Raw genomic sequence first — 23,273 nt, 5'->3', positions numbered from 1 at the left:
ACCACACGCTTTAATCACTCGATCAATTCTGGAGTCAGGATGATCTCGCACCGCTCCCCGCACGCCGTCGTCGCCGGAGCCGGCGGCTTCCTCGGCCGAGCACTGGTGCACGACCTGCGGGACCGGGGGTACGCCGTCGTCGAGGTCGGGCGCCAGGGCCCGGACGTCGCCTGGTCGGAAGGGCCCGAGGCGCTCCGACGCGTCGTGGACGGCGCCGAGCTGCTCATCAACCTCGCCGGCAAGAACGTCGGCTGCCGCTACACCGAGGCGAACCGGGACGAGATCCTTCGCTCCCGCGTCGCGACCACGCGTGCGCTGCACGACGCCGTCGCGACGTCGGCAAACCCGCCCCGGCTGTGGCTCAACGCGAGCACGGCGACCATCTACCGCTATGCGCTCGACCGCCCGCAGAACGAGGACGACGGCGAGCTCGGTGCTGGCTTCTCGGTGGACGTGGCCCGCAGCTGGGAGCACGAGCTGTTCGCCGGAGACCTGCCCGGCACCCGACGCGTCGCGCTGCGGATGGCCATCGTCCTCGGTGGCCCCGCGTCAGACATGCTCGCCCGTGTCGCACGGCTGGGCGTCGGCGGTCCTCAGCTCGACGGGCGATGGTTCCAGCACGGGCGGTACCGAGGCATCGGTGACCGGCCCACCGGAGGCCCCGTCCCCGAGCACCGGAGCCGAGGTCGCCAGAAGTTCTCCTGGGTCCACGTCGAAGACGTCGTGCGTGCCGTGCAGTTCCTCGAAGAGCACGATGAGCTCGCCGGCCCGGTCAACGTCGCGGCACCCCACCCGAGTGACAACCGCACCCTCATGGCCGATCTGCGCCGCGCCGTCGGGACTCGGGTCGGAGTACCAGCACCCCGCTGGCTGCTCGAGCCCGCGATGTGGGCGCTGCGCAACGAGTCCGAGCTGTTGCTCAAGAGCCGGTGGGTGCTGCCACGGCGTCTCCTGGACGCCGGGTTCACGTTCCGCTGGCCAGACCTGGCCTCGGCGGTGGACGACGTCGTCAGCTGACGACAGCGCGAGGGCGCCAGGTCGTCCGGGGCCCGGCGGCAGGAACCGGTCAACAGTGCTGGCCATCGCGGAGTGTGTGCCGGAGCACCACCCCCGGGTTTCCAGGTGGTCGATCGCGACAAGTGCGGGGTCCCGGACTTCTATCCACCTGCTGCACTGTCGTCGGAGGAGCCGCCGACACGTACCCAAGCACGCGCAGCCGGTTGCCAGACGTGCGCGTCCGACCGGTCGGACAGGACGTGGTCGGCGAACTCCGTGACCTCGTCGAGGAGCGACTGGAAGCTGTCCGGCGTCCTGCCGGCCAGGCGCTGCTTGCGCCTCCACGCACTCCACCGTGCCTGCGCGATCTCGCCCATACCGAGGAGCGACTCGTCCAGGCTGCGCAGGTCGACCTCCCGGTGATCGGCCACGACTCGGATCGCTGCCGCGAGATCTGCTCCGTCGATGGTCTGGGTGCGAGTGATCGAGACGATGTCGACGAAGTCCCGCCACCGCGTGTTGGCCACACCTCGGTCGATCGCCGTGACGATCTTCTCCGCCAGGACCATGTGCGGCGGGTAGCCCTGCAGCTCGACCTCGCCACCGAGCAGCAAGGGCAGTCTTGTCGCCTGAGGTGAGGGCCAGATCGGATCGCCGAAGTTGACGTCGATGTGGATCGGGATCCGCGCTGTGGACACCGTCGCGCGCACGTGGACGCGGACGCCGGAGTAGTCGGCCTCGTCCCAGATGGTCTCGCTGCGGATCTCGTCGGCGTCGAAAGTCAGGCCGTCGACGACGTCGATCGCCAGGATCTCTCGCACTCGATGCTCGACGTCGTCGATGTCGTCGGGGAAGCCTGAGGCAGCCAGGTCGATGTCACGTGTCGGACGGCGTGCGGCGAACGCGGCGAGCAGGACGCCGCCCTTGAGCACGAAGTCCTGCCGGAGGCCGGAAGCCGCCAGGCGCGTCAAGAAGCCCTCGAGCGCATAGAGTGCCATGTACTCGGCCGGGTCTCGCTGGTGCGCCTTGGCGAGGTTGCGTAGGTCGTTGTACGCCCGGCCGGCGGGAGTCGCGCGCGACGGGTTCGGACTCACAGGAGCACCTGGAGCGATCGGCGGATCACGTCGACCGTCCGGGGGAAGTGCCCTGCAGTGCGGAGCAGGTCGGCAGGCGAGTTCTCTGGTGCGCGCACCCAACGACGCAACGCCTCATCGGCCAGGTCGATGCCCTCGCGATGCGCGATCCGGAACGCGTCCACGATGCTCCGATCCGCGGAGTACACCGCCAGATCCGGATGCTCGGACATGGCGATTCGACCGACCTCGAACGTCGACTGCCCGAAGGAGTGCCAGGTCACGTGATCGAAGCCCGCAGGGAACCTGCTTCCCCGCGGCAACGCGATGTCTGTCGCGAGCGGGATCTCGTCGGACAACCCGTGGTACACGAGCGCGCTCGTCAGACACATCGTCGCGGCCGGCTTCACCGCTGTCGCACCCGCGAGCGACGCCACGGCAGGGTCCAGTTCCCCGGGTCGGATGTAGACGCCCCTGCCGATCCGCTCCAGCTCGCCGGACCGGGCCAGGCGGTACACCTCGTCCTTGCGCAGTCCCGCGGCGCGCGCCGACGCCAGCGTCAGAACCGTCACCTCTCCCACCTCCCTACTGTCTACAGCAATGCTAGACCTGTATACAGTAAGCAACAACGGTCAGTTCGGTCTCCGACGTCGGCCTGGATCACGACGCCCGGCAGAGCAGCAAGAGGCCCGGACCTGCGACGACTCGCAGATCCGGGCCTCTCGGCGCGACGGCGGCACCGCCGTCGGGCAGGAGTGGTCAGAGGTTGATCATGTGCCCCGCGAGGCCGTGGACGCCCTCCTGGATGGCCTCCGACAGCGTCGGGTGGGTGTGCACGTTGCGCGCCACCTCGTCGGCCGTGAGGTCCCACTTCTGCGCCAGGGTGAGCTCGGGCAGCAGCTCGGAGACGTCCGGTCCGATCATGTGGGCGCCGAGCAGCTCGTTGTACTTCGCGTCGGCGACGAGCTTGACGAACCCGGTGGGCTCGCCCAGGCCGTGCGCCTTGCCGTTGGCCATGAACGGGAACTTCTCGACCTTGACGTCGTACCCCTCGTCCTTGGCCTGCGCCTCGGTGAGGCCGAAGGAGGCCACCTGGGGCAGGCAGAACGTGGCGCGCGGCATCATGCGGTAGTCGCCGAGGGTCATGGTCTCGGCGCCGCCGATGGTCTCGGCGGCCACGACGCCCTGGGCCTCGGCCACGTGGGCGAGCATGAGCTTGGCGGTGACGTCACCGATGGCGAAGATGTGCGGCACGTTGGTGCGCATGTGGTCGTCGATGCCGATGGCGCCGCGGTCGGTGAGCTCGACGCCGGTGTTCTCCAGCCCGAAGCCCTCGACGGCGGGCGCGAAGCCGACGGCCATGAGGACCTTGTCGACCTCGAGCGAGCCCGGCTTGTCGTCCTTGACGCCCTTGTACTCGACCTTGACGGACGAGCCGTTGTCCTGGACCGACTGCACGGCCGTGGAGGTGAGGATCTTGACGCCGAGCTTCTTGTACTGCTTGGCGATCTCCTTGGAGACCTCGACGTCCTCGTTCGGCAGGGCGCGGTCGAGGAACTCGACGATGGTGACGTCCACGCCGTAGTTCTTCATGACGTACGCGAACTCCATGCCGATGGCGCCGGCGCCGACGATGGCGACCGACGTCGGCAGCTCACGCGTCATGATCTGCTTCTCGTAGGTCACGACGTTCTCGGACAGCTCGACGCCCGGGAGCAGCTTGACCTGCGAGCCGGTCGCGATGATCACGTTGTCGCCGGTCACGGTCTCGGTGCCGCCGTCGTTGAGCGCCACCTCGATGGTGTTCGCGTCACGGAAGGTGCCGCGGCCGTCGTACTCGGTGATCTTGTTCTTCTTCATGAGGAAGTGGACGCCCTTGGTCCGGCCGTCCGCCACGACGCGGGACCGGTCGAACGCCTTGCCGTAGTCGAAGCTCACATCTCCCGACATGCCGAAGTCGTCGGCCTGGGTGTGGAAGATGTGCGCCAGCTCGGCGTTGCGCAGGAGTGCCTTGGAGGGGATGCAGCCCACGTTGAGGCAGACACCACCCCAGTACTTCTCCTCGATGATGGCGACGGACTTGCCGAGCTGTGCCGCACGGATCGCGGCGACGTAGCCGCCGGGGCCAGCTCCGAGGAGGACGACGTCGTAGTGGGAAGCCATGGGGCCACCCTATGAGGTGTCGCGCCCCGGCGCGGCGTGATCTGTGTCGCACCCGGCCGCGGGCTCAGCGCACCGAGTCCACGCCGTCGTTCGCGAGCTGGTCGGCGCGCTCGTTGCCGGGGTCGCCGGCGTGGCCCTTGACCCACACCCACTGCACCTGGTGCCGCGCGACCTCGGCGTCCAGCGCCTGCCACAGGTCGACGTTCTTGACGGGCTTCTTCGCCGAGGTCTGCCAACCGTTGCGCTTCCACCCGGCGATCCAGGTCTTCATGCCGTTCATCACGTACGAGGAGTCGGTGTGCACGGTGACGCCGCTGGGCTGCTTGAGCGCGCGCAGCGCCTCGACGACGGCGGTGAGCTCCATGCGGTTGTTGGTGGTGGACCGCTCGCCGCCGAACAGCTCCTTGCTGTGCTCGCCGGAGCGCAGCAGGGCGCCCCAGCCGCCGATGCCGGGGTTGCCCTTGCAGGCGCCGTCGGTCCAGATCTCCACCAGGGGTGCGTCGCTCACGCAGGTCACCCTATGCGGCGACGCGGCGTCCTCCGACCGTCCTCTGCCGCATCGAGCGTGCCGGGTTCTCCCCCATGGTCATCCTTGCGGGAAGAAGCACGCACGCTCGATGGCCTGGCAAGGGTGTCGGTGGTCCGACGTAGCGTCGTGACCGGACGGGACGACGACGGTACCGACGACGAGGAGGTCACCATGCGGTTCGGGTTCATCGGCAGCTACGGCAGCCCGGCGCAGCAGGTCGAGCTGGCGCGCGCGTGCGAGGAGCACGGCTGGGACGGGTTCTTCACGTGGGACGGCGTGAGCCTGGACGACGCCGGGTTCGGCGCCCACCCGACGTGGGACCCGTTCTCGCTGCTCGCGGCGGCGGCCGCGGTGACCGAGCGGATCACGCTGGGCGCGATGGTGTTCGCCGTCCCGCGGCGGCGACCCTGGGAGCTGGCGCAGCAGGTCCTCACGGTCGACCACCTCTCCGGCGGCCGGCTCGTGCTGCCCGTGGGCGTCGGAGTGCCCATCGACCGGGCGTTCACCTCGGTGCCCGGGCAGCCGACGTCGCTGCGCGACCGCGCCCGCGCGCTCGACGAGGTGCTCGACTGGCTGGAGCTGTCGTGGTCCGGGGAGGTCTTCAGCCACGACGGCGAGTGGACGCGCACGGGAGACTTCCAGCTCCCGCAGCCACCGGTGCGCGGACGCGTCCCGGTGTGGCCTGTGGGTGTGTGGGACGCGGCACGGCCCCCGCGCCGCAGCCTGGACCGGGCGCTGCGCTGGGACGGGATCGTGCCCCAGGTGCGGGGCGACTCCCCCGAGGACGCCGAGCCCGGCCCCGACGACGTGCGCGCCCTGACCGCGTGGATCGCCGCGCACCGCGACGCCCCGGCCGGGCCCTTCGACGTCGTGCACCAGGGCAGGCTCCCCGCCGACCCGGTCGCCGCCCGGGACCAGGCGCGCGAGGTGGCCGACGCCGGTGCCACGTGGTGGCTGGAGTCCTGGTGGGACCCGACCACGACGACCCCGGAGCGGCTGCTGGACCGGGTGCGGCAGGGGCCGCCGGCGCTCTGACGCGCTGGCGGCCCCTGCCCGGGCACCCGTGGGTCAGGACACGGGACGCGCGGGCTCGATGTCGACCTTCGGCAGGTGCTTGGCGGGCAGCGTCCTGGGCCGCCACGGCGCACGCTGCGCCTCGAACGCGGAGATGTCGTCCTCGTTCTGCAGGGTCAGGCCGATGTCGTCGAGCCCTTCCATGAGGCGCCAGCGCGTGTAGTCGTCGAGCTGGAACGGCACGGTGACGTCGTCGGCCTGGGCGGTGCGGTGCTCCAGGTCCACGGTGATCTCGGTGCCGGGCTTGGCCTCGAGGATCTTCCAGAGCAGCTCGATGTCCTCCTGGGCGACGATGCCGGCCACGAGGCCCTGCTTGCCCGAGTTGCCGCGGAAGATGTCGGCGAAGCGCGAGGCGAGGACCACGCGGAAGCCGTAGTCCTTCAGCGCCCACACGGCGTGCTCGCGCGAGGAGCCGGTGCCGAAGTCCGGTCCGGCGACGAGCACGGAGCCGTTGCGGTAGGCGTCCTGGTTGAGCACGAACGACTCGTCGCCGCGCCAGGCGGCGAACAGGGCGTCCTCGAACCCGGTGCGCGTGACCCGCTTGAGGTAGACGGCCGGGATGATCTGGTCGGTGTCGACGTTGCTGCGGCGCAGCGGGACCCCGACGCCGGTGTGGGTGACGATCTTCTCCATGGTGGATCTCCTGTCGGAAGGCGCGGGGTCAGACGAAGGACGGCGCGGTCAGCGGCGCCAGGGGCGTGCCGTCGAAGCTGGTCAGGTCCACGTCCTGGCCGAGGTCCAGGTCGGACACGGACGACAGCGTGCCCCGGATCGCGGTGGCGGCAGCCACCAGCGGGGAGACCAGGTGCGTGCGTCCGCCCTTGCCCTGACGTCCCTCGAAGTTGCGGTTCGACGTCGAGGCGGCCCGCTCGCCCGGGGCGAGCTGGTCGGGGTTCATGCCCAGGCACATCGAGCAGCCGGCGTTGCGCCACTCGGCGCCGAACTCCTTGAAGATGACGTCGAGGCCCTCGGCCTCGGCCTGGAGCCGCACGCGGGCCGACGCCGGCACCACGAGCACGCGCACGTCGTCGGCCTTGCGCCGACCCTGGAGCACCTTGGCGACCGAGCGCAGGTCCTCGATGCGGCCGTTGGTGCACGAGCCGATGAACACGGTGTCGACGGAGATGTCGCGCAGCGGGGTGCCGCCGGTCAGGCCCATGTACTCCAGCGCGCGCTCGGCGGCGACGCGCTCGTTCTCGTCGGCGATCTCGGCGGGCACCGGCACGTTCGCGGACAGCGGCAGTCCCTGACCCGGGTTGGTGCCCCAGGTGACGAAGGGCTCGAGGTCGGCGGCCTCGAGGACCACCTCGGCGTCGAACTCGGCGTCGTCGTCGCTGCGCAGCGTCCTCCAGTACTCGACGGCGGCGTCCCAGTCGTCGCCCTCGGGGGCGTGCGGGCGACCCTTCAGGTACTCGAAGGTGGTCTCGTCCGGGGCGATCATGCCGGCGCGCGCACCGGCCTCGATGGACATGTTGCAGATGGTCATCCGCGCCTCCATCGAGAGCCGGCGGATGGCCTCGCCGCGGTACTCCAGGACGTAGCCCTGGCCGCCGCCGGTGCCGATCTTGGCGATGATCGCCAAGATGATGTCCTTGCTGGTGGCCCCGGGCGGCAGGTCGCCGTCGACGGTGATCGCCATGGTCTTGAAGGGCGTGAGCGGCAGGGTCTGGGTCGCCAGCACGTGCTCGACCTCGGAGGTCCCGATGCCGAACGCCAGGGCGCCGAAGGCCCCGTGGGTGGAGGTGTGCGAGTCGCCGCAGACCACGGTGAGGCCGGGCATGGTCAGGCCGAGCTGGGGGCCGACCTGGTGCACGATGCCCTGGTCGGCGTCGCCCAGGGAATGGATCCGGACGCCGAACTCGCGGGCGTTGTTGCGCAGGGTGTCGATCTGCGTGCGGCTGGTGAGGTCCGCGATGGGCAGGTCGATGTCGAGGGTGGGGGTGTTGTGGTCCTCGGTGGCGATCGTCAGGTCCGGCCGACGCACGGGACGGCCGGCGAGGCGCAGGCCCTCGAAGGCCTGGGGGCTGGTCACCTCGTGCACGAGGTGCAGGTCGATGTAGAGCAGGTCGGGCGCCCCGTCGCTCCCCTGGCGCACCAGGTGCGCCTCCCAGACCTTCTCTGCCAGCGTGCCGGCCATGGCGTGCTCCTCGTCCGCCGCCTGCGGGCGGCTGTCGTCTTCTCTGTGCGCGACCTGACGGTTCCCAGGACTTGCAATCTCAGCAAGCGAGACGTCAGTATCGACCTATGGACGATTCTAGCGGAGTCGGAGTACTGGACAAGGCCGCGTCCGTCTTGGGCGCGCTCGAGGCCGGACCCGCCACCCTCGCGCAGCTGGTCGCCTCGACGGGACTGGCCCGGCCGACGGCCCACCGGCTCGCCGTCGCGCTCGAGCACCACCGCTTCGTGGCGCGCGACATGCAGGGCCGGTTCGTGCTCGGGCCCCGGCTCAACGAGCTCTCGACGGCGGCGGGCGAGGACCGCCTGCTGGCCGCGGCGAACCCCGTGCTCACCGCGCTGCGCGACCACACCGGCGAGAGCGCCCAGCTCTACCGGCGCCAGGGCGACCACCGCGTGTGCGTCGCCGCGGCGGAGCGCCCGGTGGGCCTGCGCGACTCCATCCCCGTGGGCGCGACCCTGACGATGCACGCCGGTTCGGCGGCGCAGATCCTCCTGGCCTGGGAGGAGCCGGACCGCCTGCACCGCGGGCTGCGCGAGGCGGTCTTCACCGCCACCATCCTGTCCGGCGTCCGACGTCGCGGCTGGGCGCAGTCGGTGTCCGAGCGCGAGCTCGGCGTCGCCTCCGTCTCGGCCCCGGTGCGCGGCCCGTCCGGCCGGGTGGTCGCCGCCGTGTCTGTCTCCGGCCCGGTCGAGCGCCTCACCCGGCAACCCGGACGCCTGCACTCGGCCTCCGTCATGGCCGCCGCCAACCGCCTCACCGAGGTGCTGCAGCGCGCGGGTGAGTGACGGCACGCCGAGGCGCTTGTGGCAGAGGTCACCGCGGTGTCAGTAGGCTCCTGGCCAGCGACGTGACCGCACTTCGCGAACCGAGAGGCGTGAGGACCTGATGCCGGCCAAGGCCAAGACCATCCTGATCTGGCTCGTGGTGATCTTCGTGATCTTCGCGATCTACAACAGCCCGGACCGAGCGTCCGAGGTCGTGACGGCGATCTGGGACGTCATCGTCAACGCGGTCGGCGCCTTCGGCGAGTTCCTGGCCGGTCTGCTCGACTGACGTGGCCTCGCCCGACGACGCCGTCCGCGCGCACAAGCATCTGCGCCGGTACGTCCTCAACAGCGAGAACGTCACGGTGGCGACCCGGCTGCACCTCGCCAAGCTCCTCGAACCGGCCGCCACGACCGTCGCCGTCGCCGTCCTGTGCGCCTGGATCCACCAGGCCACGGACGTCGGCGGCGTCTGGGTGCTCTGGCTCCCGGCGGTGCTGCGGCTCGTCGTGCGCTGGGCGGAGTGGAACTACGAGTGGTTCGTGGCCACGGACAAGCGGCTGATCCTCACCTACGGGTTCGTGATCCACAAGGTCGCGATGATGCCCCTGGCCAAGGTGACGGACATGGGCTACACCCGGACCCCGGTGGGTCAGGTGCTCGGGTACGGCCGGTTCGTCATGGAGTCCGCCGGCCAGGACCAGGCGTTGCGCCAGGTCGACTACATGCCGGACCCGGACCAGACCTACCGGACGCTGGTGGGCACAATCTTCCGGCCCGGTACGCCCCCCGCGAAGGAGCGCCCGGCTCCCCCGCCGGCGATCGTGCCGCAGGGACCGCGAGAGCCCCGTCCGACGACGGCGGAGCTCCCCGTGGTCAGCACGGACGGCGGGGGTTCCGACAGCAGGGGCGGGGACGGAGCAGGCACTGATCAGGGCCGCGGGACCGCGTGGAGCCCCACGGGAGCCGCCCCGCGCGACGACGGCGAGCGAGACCGGCGGGAGCGCCGCCGCCACACGCATCCCGACACCGGGGGCGTCACGATCCCGCAACCCTTCGACACCGCGCAGGACCCGCGCAGCGGTCGGCGCCGGCGCCGACCGGAACCGGGTCCCCGGCCGCCGTCGAGCGACGGAGCCGGGACCACGGTCCCCGACCCGTTCCTGTGAGACCTGCGACCGCACAGCGGTCGGAACCGTCGGCGGAGGCCCTGGAACGACGAAGGCCCGGTCCGCGTGGACCGGGCCTTCTGCTGTACCCCCAGCGGGATTTGAACCCGCGTTACCGCCGTGAGAGGGCGGCGTCCTAGGCCGCTAGACGATGGGGGCCGGACGTGATCCTGTCACCAGGACCGTGCGTTCACCCGAGACGGGTGACTGCGTACCCCCAGCGGGATTTGAACCCGCGTTACCGCCGTGAGAGGGCGGCGTCCTAGGCCGCTAGACGATGGGGGCCTATGGTTCATCGGCCGTGAGGTCGATGCGCCGTGAGAACTCTAGCGCAACGGGAGGACCGGCGACGGTCGCTCCTCGTGTGAGATAGAGCGCTGCGCTGGGGTACCAGGACTCGAACCTAGACTAAGTGGACCAGAACCACTCGTGCTGCCAATTACACCATACCCCATGGTGTCCGGACCTTCTGTCACAAAACCGACATCTGTCGGCGTTGTCCGAAGAGGCCCAACGACCGAGAACATTACCGGAGACACCACCGGGATTCCAAACTCGATCACGGGTGCCCTTCGTCACGTCCGTGGCAGGCTGCAGCCATGCCGCCGACACCGGACCCCACCTCGCACGCCGACCGTGCTGCCTCGTTCTCGACCGGCGCGGACGTGTACGCCCGCGTCCGTCCGGGGTACCCCGACGACGCCGTCGACTGGCTGCTCCCACGGGACAGCGCACGCGTCCTCGACCTGGCTGCGGGCACGGGACTGCTCACTCGCAGCCTGGTGCGCCGCGAGCTCGAGGTGGTCGCGGTGGACGCGTCGGCACCGATGCTCGACCGGCTGCGGGCCGCCCTGCCGTCCGTCGACGCACGGCTCGGCACCGCCGAGGAGATCCCCCTGCCCGACGCCTCCGTCGACGCCGTCGTCGTCGCCCAGGCGTGGCACTGGTTCGACACCGCGCGGGCCGCCGCCGAGATCGCCCGCGTGCTGCGTCCCGGGGGCCGGGCCTGCGTGCTGTGGAACGACCGCGACGAACGGGTCGAGTGGGTCGCCCGGCTCGGCGAGATCATGCATCGCGGCGACCCGCTGGCACCGGACGGGAGCCACAGCGTCCACGCCCCGGCGCTGGGTCCGGCGTTCGACGCGTCCGACCGCTCGACGTTCCCCTGGCACCAGCGGCTGGCGACCCGCGACCTGCGCAACCTGGTCGCGTCGCGCAGCTACGCGCTGACCCTGCCGGACGCCGAACGGGCGGAGCTCCTGCAGCGGGTGGACGACCTGACCACGACCCACCCGGACCTGTCCGGGACCGAGCAGGTCGTCCTGCCCTACGTCACGACGGCGTACCGCGCGCGACGGCGCTGAGCCGTCGGGCCGCCGCGGAGGGCACGTTCCCGTCGCGCCACACCTCGCGCAACCGACGCGACAGGTCGAGCCCCGCGACCTCGACGGCGACCAGCCGGCCCGCGTCGGCGTCGTCGGCCACCGTCAGCGCCGACAGGACGGCCACGGACCCGCCGTGCCGGACCGCGGCCTTGAGCGCCGCCGTCGACCCGAGCGTCGGTGCGTGGTCGGGCAGCGACCACCCGGCCCGCGCCAGGGCCCGTTCGAGGATCTCCCGGGTGCCGGACCCGGACTCGCGCAGGACGAGGCGGGCGCCGAGCAGGTCCTCGGCGCCCACCGACCGGCGTCGGGCCCACGGATGCCCCGGCGCGACGACGGCGACGAGCTCGTCGCGCGCCACGGTCCGTCTGCGCAGGCCGTTGCGCACCCCGGGGCTCTCGACGAACCCGGTCTCGACCTCGCCGGCGAGCACCAGGTCCATCACGTCGGCCGAGTTGCGCACGGTCAGCTCGACCTCGGGGGCGTCGTCGCGGGAGGCCAGCACGGCCAGCCACCGGGGCACGAGGTACTCGGCGACGGTGAGGCTGGCCGCGACGCGCAGCGCGGTGGCGGGCCCGGCACGCAGGCCGGCCGCGGACCGCTCGAACCGGTCGGAGGCCGCGACCACGTCGCGCGCCCATCCGGCCGCGGCCCGCCCGGTCGGTGTCAGGTCGGTGCCGCGGGCGCCACGGGCGACGAGCTCGAGCCGGAGCCGGCGCTCGAGGCGGCGCAGCCCGGACGACGCGGTGGGCTGGGCGACCCCCAGCGCCCGGGCGGCGGCACTGATGGACCCGTGGGTGTCGACGGCGACGAGCAGCTCGAGCGCGGCGAGCGAGATCCGTTCGGCCATAGGGCGAGTCTATGGATGGATCACGGGTTCGGCCTTCCGGGCGCGCCCGGCGCGATCCAGGCTGGTCACCATGACCCGCCTCCTGCCGGGCCTGGGACTGGCCACCGTCGCGACCGCCGTGCTGCTGGCCGCCGCTCCCGCGCTCACCGCCGCCGCCCCGGCGCTCTCCCCGCTGGTCGTCGCCCTCCTGGCCGGGGCGGTCGTCGGCTCCGCCCTGGCGTGGTCCGCCCGGCGCGGGACGCCGGACTCCGGCGCGACCGGCCGCGCCGCCGTCGGGCCTGCTGCACGGTTCCTCGCGGCGACCGCTCCCGGCACCTCCTGGACCGCCCGGCACGTGCTGCGGGCCGGCGTCGTGCTCCTGGGGCTGCAGCTCTCCGTGGGCGACGTCCTGGACCTCGCGTGGCGCGGCCTGGCGGTCGTCGCGACGACGGTCGCGGTGACCTTCGCCGGCACGCTCGCGCTGGGACGGTGGCTGCGCGTGCCGCGGGACGCCGCCCTGCTCGTCGCGACCGGGTTCTCGATCTGCGGCGCGGCGGCCGTCTCCGCCATGACCGGTGTGCTCGACCGGTTCCCCGGCCGGCGCCGGGAGGAGGCCGACCGGTCCGACGCGGTGGCGGCGGCCCTGGCGCTGGTCGCGCTGTACGGGACGGCCGCCGTCGTCGTGCTGCCATGGCTGGCCGGGCTCCTCGGGCTGTCGGACGCTCAGGCCGGACTCTGGATCGGGGCGAGCGTCCAGGAGGTCGCCCAGGTCGTCGCCGCAGCAGGCAGCCTGGCGGGCGCGACCGCCCTGGCCACCGCCACGGTCGCCAAGCTCGCGCGGGTCGCGCTGCTGGCTCCTCTCGTCGCGACCGTCGGTGCCGTGCGCAGCCGCCGCGTGGCGCGCACGGCGACTACGGAGCCCGGCCGCGACGACGGTGTCCGTCGCCCCGCACCCGTGCCCGGGTTCATGGTGGGGTTCCTCGCCGCCGTGGCGCTCAGCAGCCTCGGGATCGTCCCCGCCCCCGTGCTGGACGTCGCCGCAGCCCTCACGACGGCGCTGTTCGTCGCAGCGATGTTCGCCCTCGGGCTCGGGGTCGACGTGCCGCGGCTGGTGCGCACCGGCCGTCGGCCGCTGCTGCTCGGCGCGTGCTCCGCCGTCGTCGTCGCCGGGACCGCGCTGGCGGCGGTCCTGGTGCTCACGCCCTGACCCGGGCGGTCAGCACCTGGCGGGTGCGGACGCCGTCCTCACACCGACAGCTCGGCGAGGGCGGCGTCGAGCCCGGGCACAACGACGATCCCCGCGGCACGCATCGCCGCCGCGTCGGCGTCGGCCTCGTCGAGGCGCCGAGCACCCGGCCGGTCCAGCCAGACGCCGAGCAGACCGGCATCGTGCGCGGCAGTGGCGTCGACGCGCGGCTCGTCGCCGACGTACGCCGTCCGTCCCGGCAACGTCCCGAGGCGCCGTGCCCCCTCGAGGAAGACGTCCGGGTGCGGCTTGCCGTAGCCGAGCGTGTCCAGGCCGACCAGCACGGGCAGGTCGAGGCCGACGGCGGCGAGCTTGCGCTCCTGCAGGGCCACGGCCGCGTTGGTGACCACGCCGACGGCGAGCCCCGCCGACCGCAGCCCGGCCACGAGCCCCGCCGCGTCGTCGAACGGGCGCCAGGACCGTTCGAACGTGCCCCAGAACAGCTCGTCCCAGGCGTCGAAGGCGTCCTCGCCCACCGGGGCGCCGCCGAACGTGCGGTGCAGCAGGTCGGCGCGCAGCCGCCGCTGGGTGCGGTGGTCCGTCTCGCCCCGGGTGTAGCGGCCGTAGTGCCCTCCGGGGTCGGAGCGCCAGTGCGCCAGCACCGCGGCGTGGTCGACGTCGTCCGGCAGGTGGGCGTCCGCGACGGCCGCCAAGGCGTCGGCGAACGCCCCCCTGGTGTCGACGAGGGTGTCGTCGACGTCGAGCAGGACGCCGTCGACGCGCGTCGCCCCGAAAGCGGTCACTGGGCAGGCGCCTGCGGCGGGTTCTCGGCGAGCGCCGCCAGCGCGGCGTCGATCCGACCCAGGGTGCGCTCACGACCGAGCACCTCGAGGGACTCGAACAGCGGCAGCCCGACGGTGCGCCCGGTGACGGCCACGCGCACGGGTGCCTGCGCCTTGCCCAGCTTCATCCCGTGCTGCTCCCCCGTGGACGCGACGGTGTCCTTGAGCTGTTCCGCCGCCCACGGCTCCAGGTCCGCGAGCGCCGCGCGCACGTCGGTGAGCAGCTCGGCCGCGCCGGGCTTCATGGCCTTGTTCCAGGACTTCTCGTCGTGGACCGGCTCGTCGAGGAACAGGAAGTCGACGTTGTCGGTGATGTCGCCGAGCAGAGCCACGCGGGACTGCGCGAGGGGTGCGACGGCGGCGAACGCCGCGGCGTCGAACCGTTCCTCGGCCCAGGGCGCGTGCGGTGCCCGCAGCCAGGGGCCGCAGGCGGCGACGAAGGCGTCGACGTCCATCTTCCGGATGTACTCGCCGTTGAAGGCCGCGAGCTTCTTGAGGTCGAAGAACGCCGACGCCGAGTTGACGTCCTCGATGCGGAAGCGCTCGATCATCTCGGCGAACGGCAGGATCTCCTCGTCGTTGCCGGGCGCCCAGCCGAGCAGCATGAGGTAGTTGACCATCGCGTCCGGCAGGTACCCCTCGGCGAGGTAGTCCTCGAGCGCCACCTTGTCGCGCCGCTTGGACAGCTTCTGGCGCTTCTCGTTGACGATGACCGGCAGGTGCGCCCAGACGGGCGGCTCGGCGCCCAGCGCGGCCCACAGGAGCTGCTGCTTGGGCGTGTTGGACAGGTGCTCCTCGCCGCGGATGACGTGGGTGATGCCCTCGTCGAGGTCGTCGACGACGTTGGCGAGCAGGAACACGGGCGACCCGTCCCCGCGGGCGACGACGAAGTCCTCCATCGCGTCGTTGGGGAACACGGGGTTGCCGCGGATCAGGTCGACGACCTGCGTCTCGCCGGTGTCCGGCGTGCGGAACCGCAGGGCGCGACCGGGCGCCTCGGTCAGGCCCCGGTCGCGGCAGTGGCCGTCGTAGCCGGAGTGCTGGTTGCCGGTGCGGGCCGCGACGTCGTCGCGGGTGCAGTCGCAGTAGTACGCGCTGCCCGCGTCCAGGAGGCGCCGGGTGGCGTCCTGGTGCTTGCCGCGGTTCTCGGACTGGAAGTACGGGCCCTCGAAGGTCGGGTCGTCGGTGTGCATGCCGAGCGCCGCGTGCGCGGCCAGGATGCCGTCCACCCACTCCGGCTTGTTGCGCGAGGCGTCGGTGTCCTCGATGCGCAGCACGAACGTCCCGCCGGTCTGCTTGGCGACGGCCCAGTTGAACAGCGCGGAACGTGCGCCGCCGACGTGGAACATGCCCGTCGGCGAGGGGGCGAAGCGGACACGGACGTCGGAAGAACCAGGTGCGGGGATCACGGGCACAGCCTAGTTCCCCCGACGCGGTGGGGACTGCGGGGGTTCCCTCAGCGGGCGAGCACCAGGTGGTGGTCGAACGTGAGGCGTTCGGCCCGCACCTCCCGCAGCCCGGCGTCGGTGGCGGCGTGCACCACCTCGGAGCGCGGGTGCACGCGGAACCGCCAGTCGCTGCCCCGCAGCCGCGGGTAGACGTTCACCAGGTGGGCTGCCAGGCGCATCGACCAGGTGCGGCGCGGGAAGGCCAGCACGAGGTACTCCCGGGTGCGCTCGGCGGCGGCGGCCACGAGCGCGCGGGCGTCCGGGTAGCAGCACACCACGGAGTGCAGGACGACGACGTCGGCCGGGCCGGCCAGGTCCGGGTGCGTCACCAGGTCGCCGGTGCGGCGACGGACACGGTCGGTCAGGCCGGCGTCGGCCAGCAGCCGGGCGGCGGCGTCGTCGTACCCCGTGGACAGGTCCAGGCACGTGGCACGCTCGATCCCGGCTCGCAGCATCTCGACGGCGAAGTCCCCGACGCCGCTGCCGACCTCCAGCAGCGTCGCACCGCCGACGACGCCGGACCGGTAGAGCTCGACGGTGCGCCGCGGCAGGGTCGTCAGACCGGACCGGGCGTACCGGGCCGCCGCGCGGCGGGCCTCCCGGCCGTCGAAGACCTTCTCGTACCCCTGCGGTTCGCAGCACCCCGGCATCGCGACGGCCCGGCTCAGTCCTCGCGGCGCACCACGGGGTTGGCGAGCACGCCGATGCCCTCCACCTCGCACTCGACGCGATCGCCGGCGTCGATCCGGCCGACGCCGGCCGGGGTGCCGGTGAGCAGCACGTCGCCGGGCAGCAGGGTCATGGCCTTCGAGGCATAGGAGATCAGGTAGTCGACGTCGAAGATCATCTCGGCCGTGCGGCCGTCCTGCTTGGGCTCGCCGTTGACGCGGGACAGCACGCCGACGTCCTCGGGGTTCAGGTCGGTCTCGATCCACGGTCCCAGCGGGCACGCGGAGTCGAACCCCTTGGCGCGGGCCCACTGGTCGTCCGTGCGCTGGGCGTCGCGGGCGGTCACGTCGTTGGCCACCGTGTAGCCGAGCGCGTAGGCGCGCGCGTTCTCGGGTTCGACGTCCTTGCACAGCTTGGACACGACGACGGCGAGCTCGGCCTCGTAGGAGACCTCCTGCGTCCACTCGGGCAGCACGATCGGGTCGTCCGGGCCGACGACGGACGTATTGGGCTTGAGGAACAGCAGCGGTGCGGTGGGGGCCTCGCCGCCCATCTCGCGCACGTGGTCCATGTAGTTGCGCCCGACGGCCACGACCTTCGAGCGCGGGATCACCGGGGACAGCAGCCGGACGCCGTCGCCGAGCTCGATCCGCTCCCCCGTCGGCATCGCCGGCATGTACAGCGGATCCCCGCTGAGCACGGCCAGGTAGTCGGTGTCCCCCTCGGACTGGACGAAGGCGAAGCGGGGGTCGTCGCCGGTGGTGAATCTCGCGATACGCACGCTCCCAGGCTATCCGCCCTCCGGTCCACGGCCCGCCGACGCCGACGACGGGCGGGGCGGAGCGTTCCCGGTAGCCTGCAACCGCCCGACTCACCGCCCGACGGAGGACCAGATGAGCACGCCGTACGACCCGCAGGATCCCTACAGCTCCAGTTCGCAGCCGCAGCCGCCCTCGAACCCGGGGCAGCAGCCCCCGCCACCCGGCTACTCCCACCAGCCCCCGGCACCCGGCTACTCCCAGCAGCCGCCGCAGCGGCCGGCGTCCGAGCGCAAGGGCCTCGCGATCACCGCCCTGGTGCTGGGCATCGTGGCGCTGCTCGGCTGCTGGATCCCGATCCTGAACTTCGGGTCCATCGGGCTCGGGCTGATCGGCGTGGTGCTGGGCGTCGTCGCCCTCGTCCAGGTGTCCAAGGGACGGGCCGGCGGCAAGGTGATGGCGATCGTGGGCACCGCCCTGTCCGCGGTCGCGATCGTGCTGTCGATCGTCGTCAACGTCTTCCTGTTCTCGGTGCTCGAGGAGCAGGCGCCGGCCATCCAGGACGAGATCGAGCGTCAGCTCGAGGAGGACGGCTTCTCCGACGAGGAGATCGACGAGCTGCTGGGCGGCTGAGCCGCCCGGCCTCAGGCCCGGGCGAGCACCTCGCCGTGCAGGATCGCGAACCAGCCGTCCGGCGCCTGGGCCCACGACTGCCAGTCGTGGGCGAGCTGTTCGAGCGCGACGTCGTCCGCCAGGTTCGACTCCTGGGCCTGGCGGGCGAAGTTCGACTCGACGCAGCGCTCGGCCCACACCTGGCCCCACCACTCGCGGTCCGTGGGTGTCGCGTAGCACCAGGACGACGCGCTCGGCACGGTGCCGGCGACGTCGAACCCGGCCTGCTGGACCCAGGAGAACAGGCGACGTCCGGCGTCGGGCTCGAACCCGTAGGCGCGCGTGACCTCGTGGTACAGCGTGTTCCACTCCGTCAGTCCCGGCGACTCCGGGTACCAGGCCATGGCCGCGTAGTCGGCGTCCCGCACGGCCACCAGACCGCCGGGCCTCGCGACCCGCTTCATCTCCCGCAGCGCGGCGACCGGGTCGGACAGGTGCTGCAGCAGCTGGTGGGCGTAGACCACGTCGAACGTGTCGTCGTCGAACGGCAGCTCGTAGGCGTTGGCCTGCTCGAACCGTACGTTCCGCGCACCGAGGGCGTCGGCGTGGGACTGGGCGGCCTCGAGCACGGTGGCCGAGGCGTCGACGCCCACGACCTTCCCTCCCGCCAGGACACGCGCCAGGTCGGTGGTCACCGTCCCCGGCCCGCACCCCACGTCGAGCAGGTGCAGGTCGTCCTTGAGGTGCGGCAGCAGGAAGCCCGCCGAGTTCTGCGCGGTCCGGGCACGGTGGGCCCGCAGCACGGACTCGTGGTGGCCGTGCGTGTACGACTCCGACTCCTGGCTCGGCACCGTCTGGTGGCTGCTCGGCGCCTCGATCGCGTCGGACAGCGCGGCACCCGACGGCTCGTCGGTCGCGCTCCCGGTCGGCCCCTCGGCAGGGCTGCCGAGGCTCGGCGGCTCCGGGAAGTCGGGCTCGGAGGCAGTGCTCTGGTCGCTCATGGCACCAACCTAGTGAATGCGGCGCGCCGCGACGATCCGGTTCTCAGGGGGCGGACGCCTGGCAGGATCGACGCATGCCCACCCTCCGCGAGCGCCTGACCGGCGGTCCCCGGCGCGTGGTCGGCCTGGACGTGGCCCGCGGGCTCGCCGTGCTGGGGATGTTCACCGCCCACGTCGGGGTGGTGGACGTCGACGAGGCGACGCTGTGGCTGACGGTCGTCGACGGCCGCTCGTCGGTGCTGTTCGCCCTCGTGGCCGGGGTCTCCCTCGCGCTGGTGACGGGCGGTGCGCGGCCGCTGACCGGCGACGCCCTGGTGCACGCCCGCGGCCGGCTGCTGGTCCGGGCGGCCCTGCTGCTGGTGGTCGTCGCGCTGCTGGACCTGCTGGGGACGCGGATCCTGCTCATCCTGGGCTTCTACGCGGCCTACTTCGTGCTCGCGCTGCCGTTCCTGACCTGGGGGCCGCGCCGGCTGGCGGCGCTGGCGGTGGTGGTCGCCGTCGTCGGCCCGCCGCTCGCGCTGTGGGGTCCGGTCGCGCTGGTGCGGGCGGGGCTGCACCTGCCCGACGACGGGTCGGGGGCGGTGACGGACTTCGTGCTGACGGGCCACTACCCGGCGGTGGTCTGGATGGCGTACGTGTTCGCGGGGATGGCGATCGGTCGGTGCGACCTGTCCTCGTCCGCGCTGCGCACGCGGCTGCTGGTGGGCGGCCTGGCGGCGACGGTGGTGGGCTACGGGTTCTCGGTGGGCGTGTACAGCGACCCCACCCGGGAGGCGGCGGTGCGCGACCAGGTGTCGGCGACCTCGGGGACGGGTGCATGGTCGGCCCCGTGGCCGACGCCGTTCTACCTGGCGCTGCCCGGTCCGCACGAGGAGAGCTGGACGGAGGTCCTGGGCTCGGGCGGGTTCGCCGTGGCGGTGGTGGCGGCGTGCCTGTTCGCGGGCCGGGTCGGGGCGGTGGTCCTGGCGCCGCTGGCCGCGGTCGGGTCGATGGCGCTGACGGCGTACTCCCTGCAGGTCGTGGCCGTCTGGTACTGGGACCTGCTCGACGCCGAGTCGAACGGACCGCTGGTCCTCATGACCGTCGTGACGCTGGTGGCGGCGACGGCGTGGCGCGCCGCCTGGCGGCGCGGACCGCTGGAACGGCTGTTCACGGCCGTGGCGGTGCGCGCGGCTCCGGCGCCGACGGCGGACCGCCCGGCCGCGTAGCGACCGTCCCGACCGCGATCAGACCGTGACGTCGCCGCGCACCGTCGTCACCGTGGTGCCGCCGACCCAGACGGTGCCGTCGTCGGCGCGCCGGACGTGGACGCGCCCGCGACGACCGAGCACGGTGCCCTGGGAGGCCACGTACCGCGTGGGAAGCACCGTCCCGGCGAGCCACTCGCCGATGCCGGCGTTGAGCGATCCGGTGACCGGGTCCTCGGGCACGTCGATCGCCGGCACGAACGCGCGGACCTCGACGTCGGCGTCGCTCGCACCCGCCGGGTACGGACCGACCACGCCGATGTCCAGTCCGTCGAAGGCGGTGAAGTCGGGGTCGAGGGCGAGCACGGCGTCGGCGTCGGCCAGGCGCACGCCGACCCAGCCGGGCCCGTTGTCCACCCAGGCGGCGTCGACGACGTCGGCGGGCGCGATCCGCAGTGCCCGCACGATGCGCGCCAGGTCGGCGTCGGCCACGGGCCCGGAGCGCCGCAGGGGCGGGCCGGCGAACGCGAGGCGGTCCCCCTCCCGGGCGACCTCCACGAGACCGACCTCGCACTCCTGGACCACGACGCCGTCGCGCTGCGGGGTGCCGCCGGCCTCCAGCCAGGCATGGGCAGTGCCGAGCGTCGGGTGCCCGGCGAACGGCAGCTCGCCGCCCGGGGTCCAGATGCGGGTGCGGTAGTCGGCCGCCGGGTCGGTGGCGGGCAGCAGGAACGTCGTCTCGGACAGGTTCGTCCAGCGGGCGAACGCCGCCATCTGCGCCTCGCCCCACTCCTCGGCCTCGTGCACCACCGCGACGGGGTTCCCGGCCAACGGACCGGCACCGAAGACGTCGACCTGGCGGAAGGGAAAGCTCGGCATGCGCCGAGACTATCGGCGGCGACCGCTGTCACACCGTGCGGCTCGTACCCTGGACGGGTGCCCGACGTCCTGACCGCCACCGACCACGCCCCGGCGCCGTCGGCCGTCGTCGTGCCCGATTGGCGCGAGCGGGCGGCCGCGCACGCCACGCGGGCCGAGGAGCTGACCGCCGTCCGGCGCGCGGCCCGGGACCGCGGCGAGGCGCACGCGATCGAGGACTTCCTTTTCACCTACTACCCCACCCGGGTGGCGCACCTGCGGCGCTGGCACCCCGGCGTCGGGTGCGTGCTGCCCGACGCCACGGACCGTGCCTCCTGGCGCTGGTACCGGCTCGTCGACCTGCCCGACGGCGGCACGGGCGCCACGCTGGACGTCCCCGCGTTCCTGGATGCGCGCGGCGACACGGTGCGCTACGTGCGGTCGCTGGTCGGCGCGACGGCGGGGCGGCCGGGGACGTTCGGCTGCTTCGGACTGCACGAGTGGGCGATGGTCTACCGCGACGCGGACGCCGGACGCGACCACCGCCATCCGCTGCACCTGCGGCTGGGGGCCGACGGTACCGACGCGGTGGTCGAGTCGCACCGCATCGGCTGCTCGCACTTCGACGCGTACCGGTTCTTCACGCCCGAGGCGCGCGCCGCCAACCAGCTCGCGCCGACCCGCGAGCGCCAGGTCGCGATGGAACAGCCGGGCTGCCTGCACGCCAACATGGATCTGTACAAGTGGTGCCAGAAGCTGGGGCCCGCGGTTCCCGGCGAGCTGCTGCTGGACGCCTTCGAGCTGGCCCGCGACATCCGGTACACGGACATGGCCGCGTCCCCGTACGACGTGTCGCCCTACGGGGTCGAGGCCGTGCAGATCGAGACCCCCGGGGGCAAGGCGGAGTACGTGCGCCGCCAGCGGGGCTTCGCCGAGCGGGCCCAGCGTCTGCGCGGACGGCTGCTCGCCGTGTGCGACGCCCTGCTGGCGTGAGGTGGGCCCCCTGCGCGGGGGCCTAGCGCGGGCCCGCGACGCGGGCGCGGTGGGCGGCCTGGGCGTTGCGGTTGGTGCAGGCGGTGGAGCAGTAGCGCCGTGACCGGTTGCGCGACAGGTCGAGGACGACGCCGCCGCAGTCGTCGTCGGCACAGGTGCCGAGGCGGGAGGTCTCGTCGGTGCGGACGACGTCGACCATGGCCAGGGCGGTCTCGACGACGATGCGGTCGGCCAGCGGGGCGTCGTCGGCCACGGCGTGCAGGTGCCAGTCCTCGTGCTCGTGCCGCACGAGTCGTGGGACGGCGGCCGCCTCGGCGAGCATCGCGTTGACGATCGGGGCGACGTCGTCCCTCGGGGTGAGCAGCAGGGTGCGCAGGCGGGGGGCGAGCGCGAGCACCTCGGCGAGCTCGGCGGCGGTCCCGTCGTGCCGGCCGGTGTAGCCGTGCCGGCGGTAGAAGGCGGCCAGGTCGGCGACGGTCCCGAGCGTCACGGGCGGCTCGACGCTGTTGACGAGCTCGACGGCGGAGCGCAGCGCCTCAGCGGTGTCATGAGCGAAAGCCACGTTGACACGTTATCAGCCACCGCGTACGGTCATGCGCCATGAGCACAGTGACGCCTGACACGCGGACGGTGGACGCCGGGCGTCGGGCCGGGCTGGTCCTCGCCGTCGTCTCCGCCGTGGCCTTCAGCCTCTCCGGCCCGCTCGCCGCCGGGATGTTCGCCACCGGATGGAGCCCCGGCGCGGTGGTGCTCGTCCGCGTGGCCGTCGGCGCACTCGTGGTCCTGCCCCTCGGGGTGGTCGCCCTGCGCCGCCGCTGGGGGCTCGTGCGACGCAACCTGCGGCTGATCGTGGTCTACGGCGTCCTGGGCGTGGCCGCCACCCAGTTCTGCTACTTCGCCGCCGTGCAGCACATGCAGGTCGGCCCCGCCCTGCTGATCGAGTACTCCGCACCCGCCGCCGTGGTCGTCTGGCTGTGGCTGCGGCACGGCCAGCGGCCTGCCCCGGCCACGCTCGGCGGCATCGCGCTGGCCGCGGTGGGCCTCGTGCTGGTCCTGGACCTCACCGGAACCAGCGTCGACCTCGTGGGCGCCGGCTGGGCGCTCGGCGCGATGGTGGGCGCCTCGGCGTACTTCCTCATCAACGCCCGCCTGGACACCGGGCTGCCGCCCATGACCCTGGCCGCGGGCGGCCTCACGGTCGGCGCCGTGCTGCTCGGCATGCTGGCCGCCGTCGGGCTGCTGCCGGTGTCCGCCTCCACAGCAGCCGTCCCGCTCGCGGGCGGGACACTGCCGTGGTGGGCGGTCCTCGCTCTGCTCGGCCTCGTCACCGCGGGCGTCGCCTACACCACCGGCGTGGCGGCGGGACGCCGTCTCGGGGCACGCGCCGGGGCGTTCGCGGGCCTGCTGGAGGTCGTCAGTGCCGTCGGGCTCGCCTGGCTGCTGCTCGGCGAGCTGCCCCGCGGCATCCAGCTCGCCGGCGGTGCCCTGGTGCTGGCCGGCGTCGTCGTGGTCCAGCTCGCCGAGGCGGCCACGGCCCGCCGGCTCGCGGCCGCGGCCTGAC

The 23,273-nt window shown here is 72.8% G+C and carries 25 protein-coding genes and 3 tRNA genes; 11 read left to right on the top strand and 17 right to left on the bottom strand.

Annotated elements, in window-relative coordinates; translation table 11 throughout:
* The first annotated feature begins 39 nt into the window (after positions 1 to 39).
* Positions 40 to 1,017, top strand: coding sequence for an epimerase (locus HDG68_RS13830; protein ID WP_172153065.1), 978 nt, complete (start codon positions 40 to 42; stop codon positions 1,015 to 1,017).
* 140 nt (positions 1,018 to 1,157) lie between these two features.
* On the opposite strand, the gene HDG68_RS13825 is transcribed toward HDG68_RS13830, so the two are convergent.
* From HDG68_RS13825 to rnhA, 4 genes are all read right to left on the bottom strand, one after another.
* On the bottom strand, positions 1,158 to 2,090 hold the full coding sequence (locus HDG68_RS13825; RefSeq protein ID WP_172153063.1) for a nucleotidyl transferase AbiEii/AbiGii toxin family protein: 933 nt from the start codon (positions 2,088 to 2,090) through the stop codon (positions 1,158 to 1,160).
* Positions 2,087 to 2,641, bottom strand: coding sequence for a type IV toxin-antitoxin system AbiEi family antitoxin domain-containing protein (locus HDG68_RS13820; protein ID WP_172153061.1), 555 nt, complete (start codon positions 2,639 to 2,641; stop codon positions 2,087 to 2,089). Before HDG68_RS13820 ends, HDG68_RS13825 begins: the two co-directional genes overlap by 4 nt.
* A 187-nt stretch (positions 2,642 to 2,828) precedes the next feature.
* Entirely contained in the window at positions 2,829 to 4,232 is a 1,404-nt protein-coding gene (gene lpdA / locus HDG68_RS13815; protein WP_172153059.1) for a dihydrolipoyl dehydrogenase, read from the bottom strand.
* A gap of 64 nt (positions 4,233 to 4,296) precedes the next feature.
* Positions 4,297 to 4,740, bottom strand: coding sequence for a ribonuclease HI (gene rnhA, locus HDG68_RS13810; RefSeq protein ID WP_172153057.1), 444 nt, complete (start codon positions 4,738 to 4,740; stop codon positions 4,297 to 4,299).
* Between the two features lie 147 nt (positions 4,741 to 4,887).
* Here rnhA and HDG68_RS13805 point away from each other — a divergent pair, with 147 nt between their 5' ends.
* Positions 4,888 to 5,796, top strand: a complete 909-nt coding sequence (locus HDG68_RS13805; protein ID WP_343037587.1) for an LLM class flavin-dependent oxidoreductase — start codon at positions 4,888 to 4,890, stop codon at positions 5,794 to 5,796.
* Between the two features lie 33 nt (positions 5,797 to 5,829).
* Here HDG68_RS13805 and leuD read toward each other — a convergent pair whose 3' ends face one another.
* Both leuD and leuC read right to left on the bottom strand, forming a co-directional pair.
* Entirely contained in the window at positions 5,830 to 6,468 is a 639-nt protein-coding gene (gene leuD / locus HDG68_RS13800) for a 3-isopropylmalate dehydratase small subunit (protein ID WP_172153055.1), read from the bottom strand.
* A 28-nt stretch (positions 6,469 to 6,496) separates the two neighbouring features.
* Entirely contained in the window at positions 6,497 to 7,972 is a 1,476-nt protein-coding gene (gene leuC / locus HDG68_RS13795; protein WP_172153053.1) for a 3-isopropylmalate dehydratase large subunit, read from the bottom strand.
* A 107-nt stretch (positions 7,973 to 8,079) separates the two neighbouring features.
* Between leuC and HDG68_RS13790 the strand changes: the two genes are divergently transcribed.
* The 3 genes from HDG68_RS13790 to HDG68_RS13780 all read left to right on the top strand — a co-directional run bounded on the left by HDG68_RS13790 (position 8,080) and on the right by HDG68_RS13780 (position 9,947).
* Positions 8,080 to 8,799 carry an IclR family transcriptional regulator gene (locus HDG68_RS13790; RefSeq protein WP_172153051.1) on the top strand — a complete coding sequence of 240 codons (720 nt, stop codon included), beginning with the start codon at positions 8,080 to 8,082 and terminating at the stop codon, positions 8,797 to 8,799.
* A gap of 100 nt (positions 8,800 to 8,899) precedes the next feature.
* Positions 8,900 to 9,067: a hypothetical protein gene (locus tag HDG68_RS13785; RefSeq protein WP_172153049.1), complete on the top strand. Its 168-nt coding sequence runs from the start codon at positions 8,900 to 8,902 to the stop codon at positions 9,065 to 9,067.
* A gap of 1 nt (position 9,068) precedes the next feature.
* Positions 9,069 to 9,947: a PH domain-containing protein gene (locus tag HDG68_RS13780; RefSeq protein WP_172153047.1), complete on the top strand. Its 879-nt coding sequence runs from the start codon at positions 9,069 to 9,071 to the stop codon at positions 9,945 to 9,947.
* An 86-nt stretch (positions 9,948 to 10,033) separates the two neighbouring features.
* Here HDG68_RS13780 and HDG68_RS13775 read toward each other — a convergent pair.
* The 3 genes from HDG68_RS13775 to HDG68_RS13765 form a co-directional block, all read right to left on the bottom strand.
* Positions 10,034 to 10,106: transfer RNA gene (locus HDG68_RS13775), tRNA-Glu, on the bottom strand.
* Positions 10,107 to 10,159: 53 nt separating this feature from the next.
* Positions 10,160 to 10,232: transfer RNA gene (locus HDG68_RS13770), tRNA-Glu, on the bottom strand.
* Between the two features lie 97 nt (positions 10,233 to 10,329).
* Positions 10,330 to 10,401, bottom strand: a tRNA-Gln gene (locus HDG68_RS13765).
* A gap of 145 nt (positions 10,402 to 10,546) precedes the next feature.
* On the opposite strand from HDG68_RS13765, the gene HDG68_RS13760 reads away from it, so the two are divergent.
* A complete protein-coding gene (locus HDG68_RS13760) occupies positions 10,547 to 11,311 on the top strand; it encodes a class I SAM-dependent methyltransferase (protein WP_172153045.1) in 765 nt (254 codons plus the stop codon).
* Here HDG68_RS13760 and HDG68_RS13755 read toward each other — a convergent pair.
* The gene (locus HDG68_RS13755; RefSeq protein ID WP_172153043.1) at positions 11,280 to 12,179 is read right to left on the bottom strand and encodes a LysR family transcriptional regulator; all 900 of its coding nucleotides are present in this window, start codon (positions 12,177 to 12,179) and stop codon (positions 11,280 to 11,282) included. The genes HDG68_RS13760 and HDG68_RS13755 overlap by 32 nt on opposite strands.
* Before the next feature lie 70 nt (positions 12,180 to 12,249).
* Between HDG68_RS13755 and HDG68_RS13750 the strand changes: the two genes are divergently transcribed.
* Entirely contained in the window at positions 12,250 to 13,365 is a 1,116-nt protein-coding gene (locus tag HDG68_RS13750) for a YeiH family protein (protein ID WP_172153041.1), read from the top strand.
* Positions 13,366 to 13,403: 38 nt separating this feature from the next.
* Here HDG68_RS13750 and HDG68_RS13745 read toward each other — a convergent pair whose 3' ends face one another.
* Genes HDG68_RS13745 through HDG68_RS13730 form a run of 4 tightly spaced genes read right to left on the bottom strand, consistent with a single transcriptional unit; the run spans position 13,404 to position 17,084 of the window.
* Entirely contained in the window at positions 13,404 to 14,147 is a 744-nt protein-coding gene (locus HDG68_RS13745; protein WP_172153040.1) for an HAD-IA family hydrolase, read from the bottom strand.
* Positions 14,144 to 15,595, bottom strand: coding sequence for a glutamate--tRNA ligase (gene gltX, locus HDG68_RS13740; RefSeq protein ID WP_343037586.1), 1,452 nt, complete (start codon positions 15,593 to 15,595; stop codon positions 14,144 to 14,146). The genes HDG68_RS13745 and gltX overlap by 4 nt, the downstream gene beginning before the upstream one ends.
* 47 nt (positions 15,596 to 15,642) lie before the next feature.
* On the bottom strand, positions 15,643 to 16,284 hold the full coding sequence (locus HDG68_RS13735; protein WP_172153039.1) for a methyltransferase domain-containing protein: 642 nt from the start codon (positions 16,282 to 16,284) through the stop codon (positions 15,643 to 15,645).
* A 14-nt stretch (positions 16,285 to 16,298) separates the two neighbouring features.
* Positions 16,299 to 17,084 (bottom strand): fumarylacetoacetate hydrolase family protein, encoded by a 786-nt coding sequence (locus HDG68_RS13730; protein ID WP_172153038.1) that lies wholly within the window; start codon positions 17,082 to 17,084, stop codon positions 16,299 to 16,301.
* Positions 17,085 to 17,196: 112 nt separating this feature from the next.
* On the opposite strand from HDG68_RS13730, the gene HDG68_RS13725 reads away from it, so the two are divergent.
* Positions 17,197 to 17,694: a DUF4190 domain-containing protein gene (locus HDG68_RS13725; protein ID WP_172153037.1), complete on the top strand. Its 498-nt coding sequence runs from the start codon at positions 17,197 to 17,199 to the stop codon at positions 17,692 to 17,694.
* 11 nt (positions 17,695 to 17,705) lie between these two features.
* Here HDG68_RS13725 and HDG68_RS13720 read toward each other — a convergent pair whose 3' ends face one another.
* Positions 17,706 to 18,524 carry a methyltransferase domain-containing protein gene (locus tag HDG68_RS13720; protein WP_343037596.1) on the bottom strand — a complete coding sequence of 273 codons (819 nt, stop codon included), beginning with the start codon at positions 18,522 to 18,524 and terminating at the stop codon, positions 17,706 to 17,708.
* Between the two features lie 224 nt (positions 18,525 to 18,748).
* On the opposite strand from HDG68_RS13720, the gene HDG68_RS13715 reads away from it, so the two are divergent.
* Entirely contained in the window at positions 18,749 to 19,882 is a 1,134-nt protein-coding gene (locus tag HDG68_RS13715; RefSeq protein ID WP_172153035.1) for a heparan-alpha-glucosaminide N-acetyltransferase domain-containing protein, read from the top strand.
* 18 nt (positions 19,883 to 19,900) lie between these two features.
* On the opposite strand, the gene HDG68_RS13710 is transcribed toward HDG68_RS13715, so the two are convergent.
* Positions 19,901 to 20,740 (bottom strand): PhzF family phenazine biosynthesis protein, encoded by an 840-nt coding sequence (locus HDG68_RS13710; protein ID WP_172153034.1) that lies wholly within the window; start codon positions 20,738 to 20,740, stop codon positions 19,901 to 19,903.
* A gap of 69 nt (positions 20,741 to 20,809) precedes the next feature.
* On the opposite strand from HDG68_RS13710, the gene HDG68_RS13705 reads away from it, so the two are divergent.
* Positions 20,810 to 21,712, top strand: a complete 903-nt coding sequence (locus HDG68_RS13705) for a 3-methyladenine DNA glycosylase (RefSeq protein ID WP_172153231.1) — start codon at positions 20,810 to 20,812, stop codon at positions 21,710 to 21,712.
* Between the two features lie 22 nt (positions 21,713 to 21,734).
* Here HDG68_RS13705 and HDG68_RS13700 read toward each other — a convergent pair whose 3' ends face one another.
* Positions 21,735 to 22,274, bottom strand: a complete 540-nt coding sequence (locus HDG68_RS13700) for a CGNR zinc finger domain-containing protein (RefSeq protein ID WP_172153033.1) — start codon at positions 22,272 to 22,274, stop codon at positions 21,735 to 21,737.
* 38 nt (positions 22,275 to 22,312) lie between these two features.
* Here HDG68_RS13700 and HDG68_RS13695 point away from each other — a divergent pair, with 38 nt between their 5' ends.
* Positions 22,313 to 23,272 carry an EamA family transporter gene (locus HDG68_RS13695; protein WP_172153031.1) on the top strand — a complete coding sequence of 320 codons (960 nt, stop codon included), beginning with the start codon at positions 22,313 to 22,315 and terminating at the stop codon, positions 23,270 to 23,272.
* Position 23,273: the final 1 nt, after the last annotated feature.

It is taken from the genome of Isoptericola chiayiensis (assembly GCF_013149805.1).
Taxonomy (GTDB): domain Bacteria; phylum Actinomycetota; class Actinomycetes; order Actinomycetales; family Cellulomonadaceae; genus Isoptericola; species Isoptericola chiayiensis.
The sequence above is the reverse complement of the archived record's forward strand: the minus strand, read 5'-3'. Positions and strand labels throughout refer to the sequence as shown.

What these genes read in the sequence shown, in the direction of transcription:
- HDG68_RS13830 (WP_172153065.1), top strand. Translation starts at nt 40, where the DNA reads ATGATCTCGCACCGCTCCCCGCACGCCGTCGTCGCCGGAGCCGGCGGC.
- lpdA (WP_172153059.1), bottom strand. Translation starts at nt 4,232, where the DNA reads ATGGCTTCCCACTACGACGTCGTCCTCCTCGGAGCTGGCCCCGGCGGC.
- leuD (WP_172153055.1), bottom strand. Translation starts at nt 6,468, where the DNA reads ATGGAGAAGATCGTCACCCACACCGGCGTCGGGGTCCCGCTGCGCCGC.
- leuC (WP_172153053.1), bottom strand. Translation starts at nt 7,972, where the DNA reads ATGGCCGGCACGCTGGCAGAGAAGGTCTGGGAGGCGCACCTGGTGCGC.
- HDG68_RS13790 (WP_172153051.1), top strand. Translation starts at nt 8,080, where the DNA reads ATGGACGATTCTAGCGGAGTCGGAGTACTGGACAAGGCCGCGTCCGTC.
- HDG68_RS13785 (WP_172153049.1), top strand. Translation starts at nt 8,900, where the DNA reads ATGCCGGCCAAGGCCAAGACCATCCTGATCTGGCTCGTGGTGATCTTC.
- HDG68_RS13760 (WP_172153045.1), top strand. Translation starts at nt 10,547, where the DNA reads ATGCCGCCGACACCGGACCCCACCTCGCACGCCGACCGTGCTGCCTCG.
- HDG68_RS13755 (WP_172153043.1), bottom strand. Translation starts at nt 12,179, where the DNA reads ATGGCCGAACGGATCTCGCTCGCCGCGCTCGAGCTGCTCGTCGCCGTC.
- HDG68_RS13750 (WP_172153041.1), top strand. Translation starts at nt 12,250, where the DNA reads ATGACCCGCCTCCTGCCGGGCCTGGGACTGGCCACCGTCGCGACCGCC.
- HDG68_RS13735 (WP_172153039.1), bottom strand. Translation starts at nt 16,284, where the DNA reads ATGCCGGGGTGCTGCGAACCGCAGGGGTACGAGAAGGTCTTCGACGGC.
- HDG68_RS13725 (WP_172153037.1), top strand. Translation starts at nt 17,197, where the DNA reads ATGAGCACGCCGTACGACCCGCAGGATCCCTACAGCTCCAGTTCGCAG.
- HDG68_RS13715 (WP_172153035.1), top strand. Translation starts at nt 18,749, where the DNA reads ATGCCCACCCTCCGCGAGCGCCTGACCGGCGGTCCCCGGCGCGTGGTC.
- HDG68_RS13710 (WP_172153034.1), bottom strand. Translation starts at nt 20,740, where the DNA reads ATGCCGAGCTTTCCCTTCCGCCAGGTCGACGTCTTCGGTGCCGGTCCG.
- HDG68_RS13695 (WP_172153031.1), top strand. Translation starts at nt 22,313, where the DNA reads ATGAGCACAGTGACGCCTGACACGCGGACGGTGGACGCCGGGCGTCGG.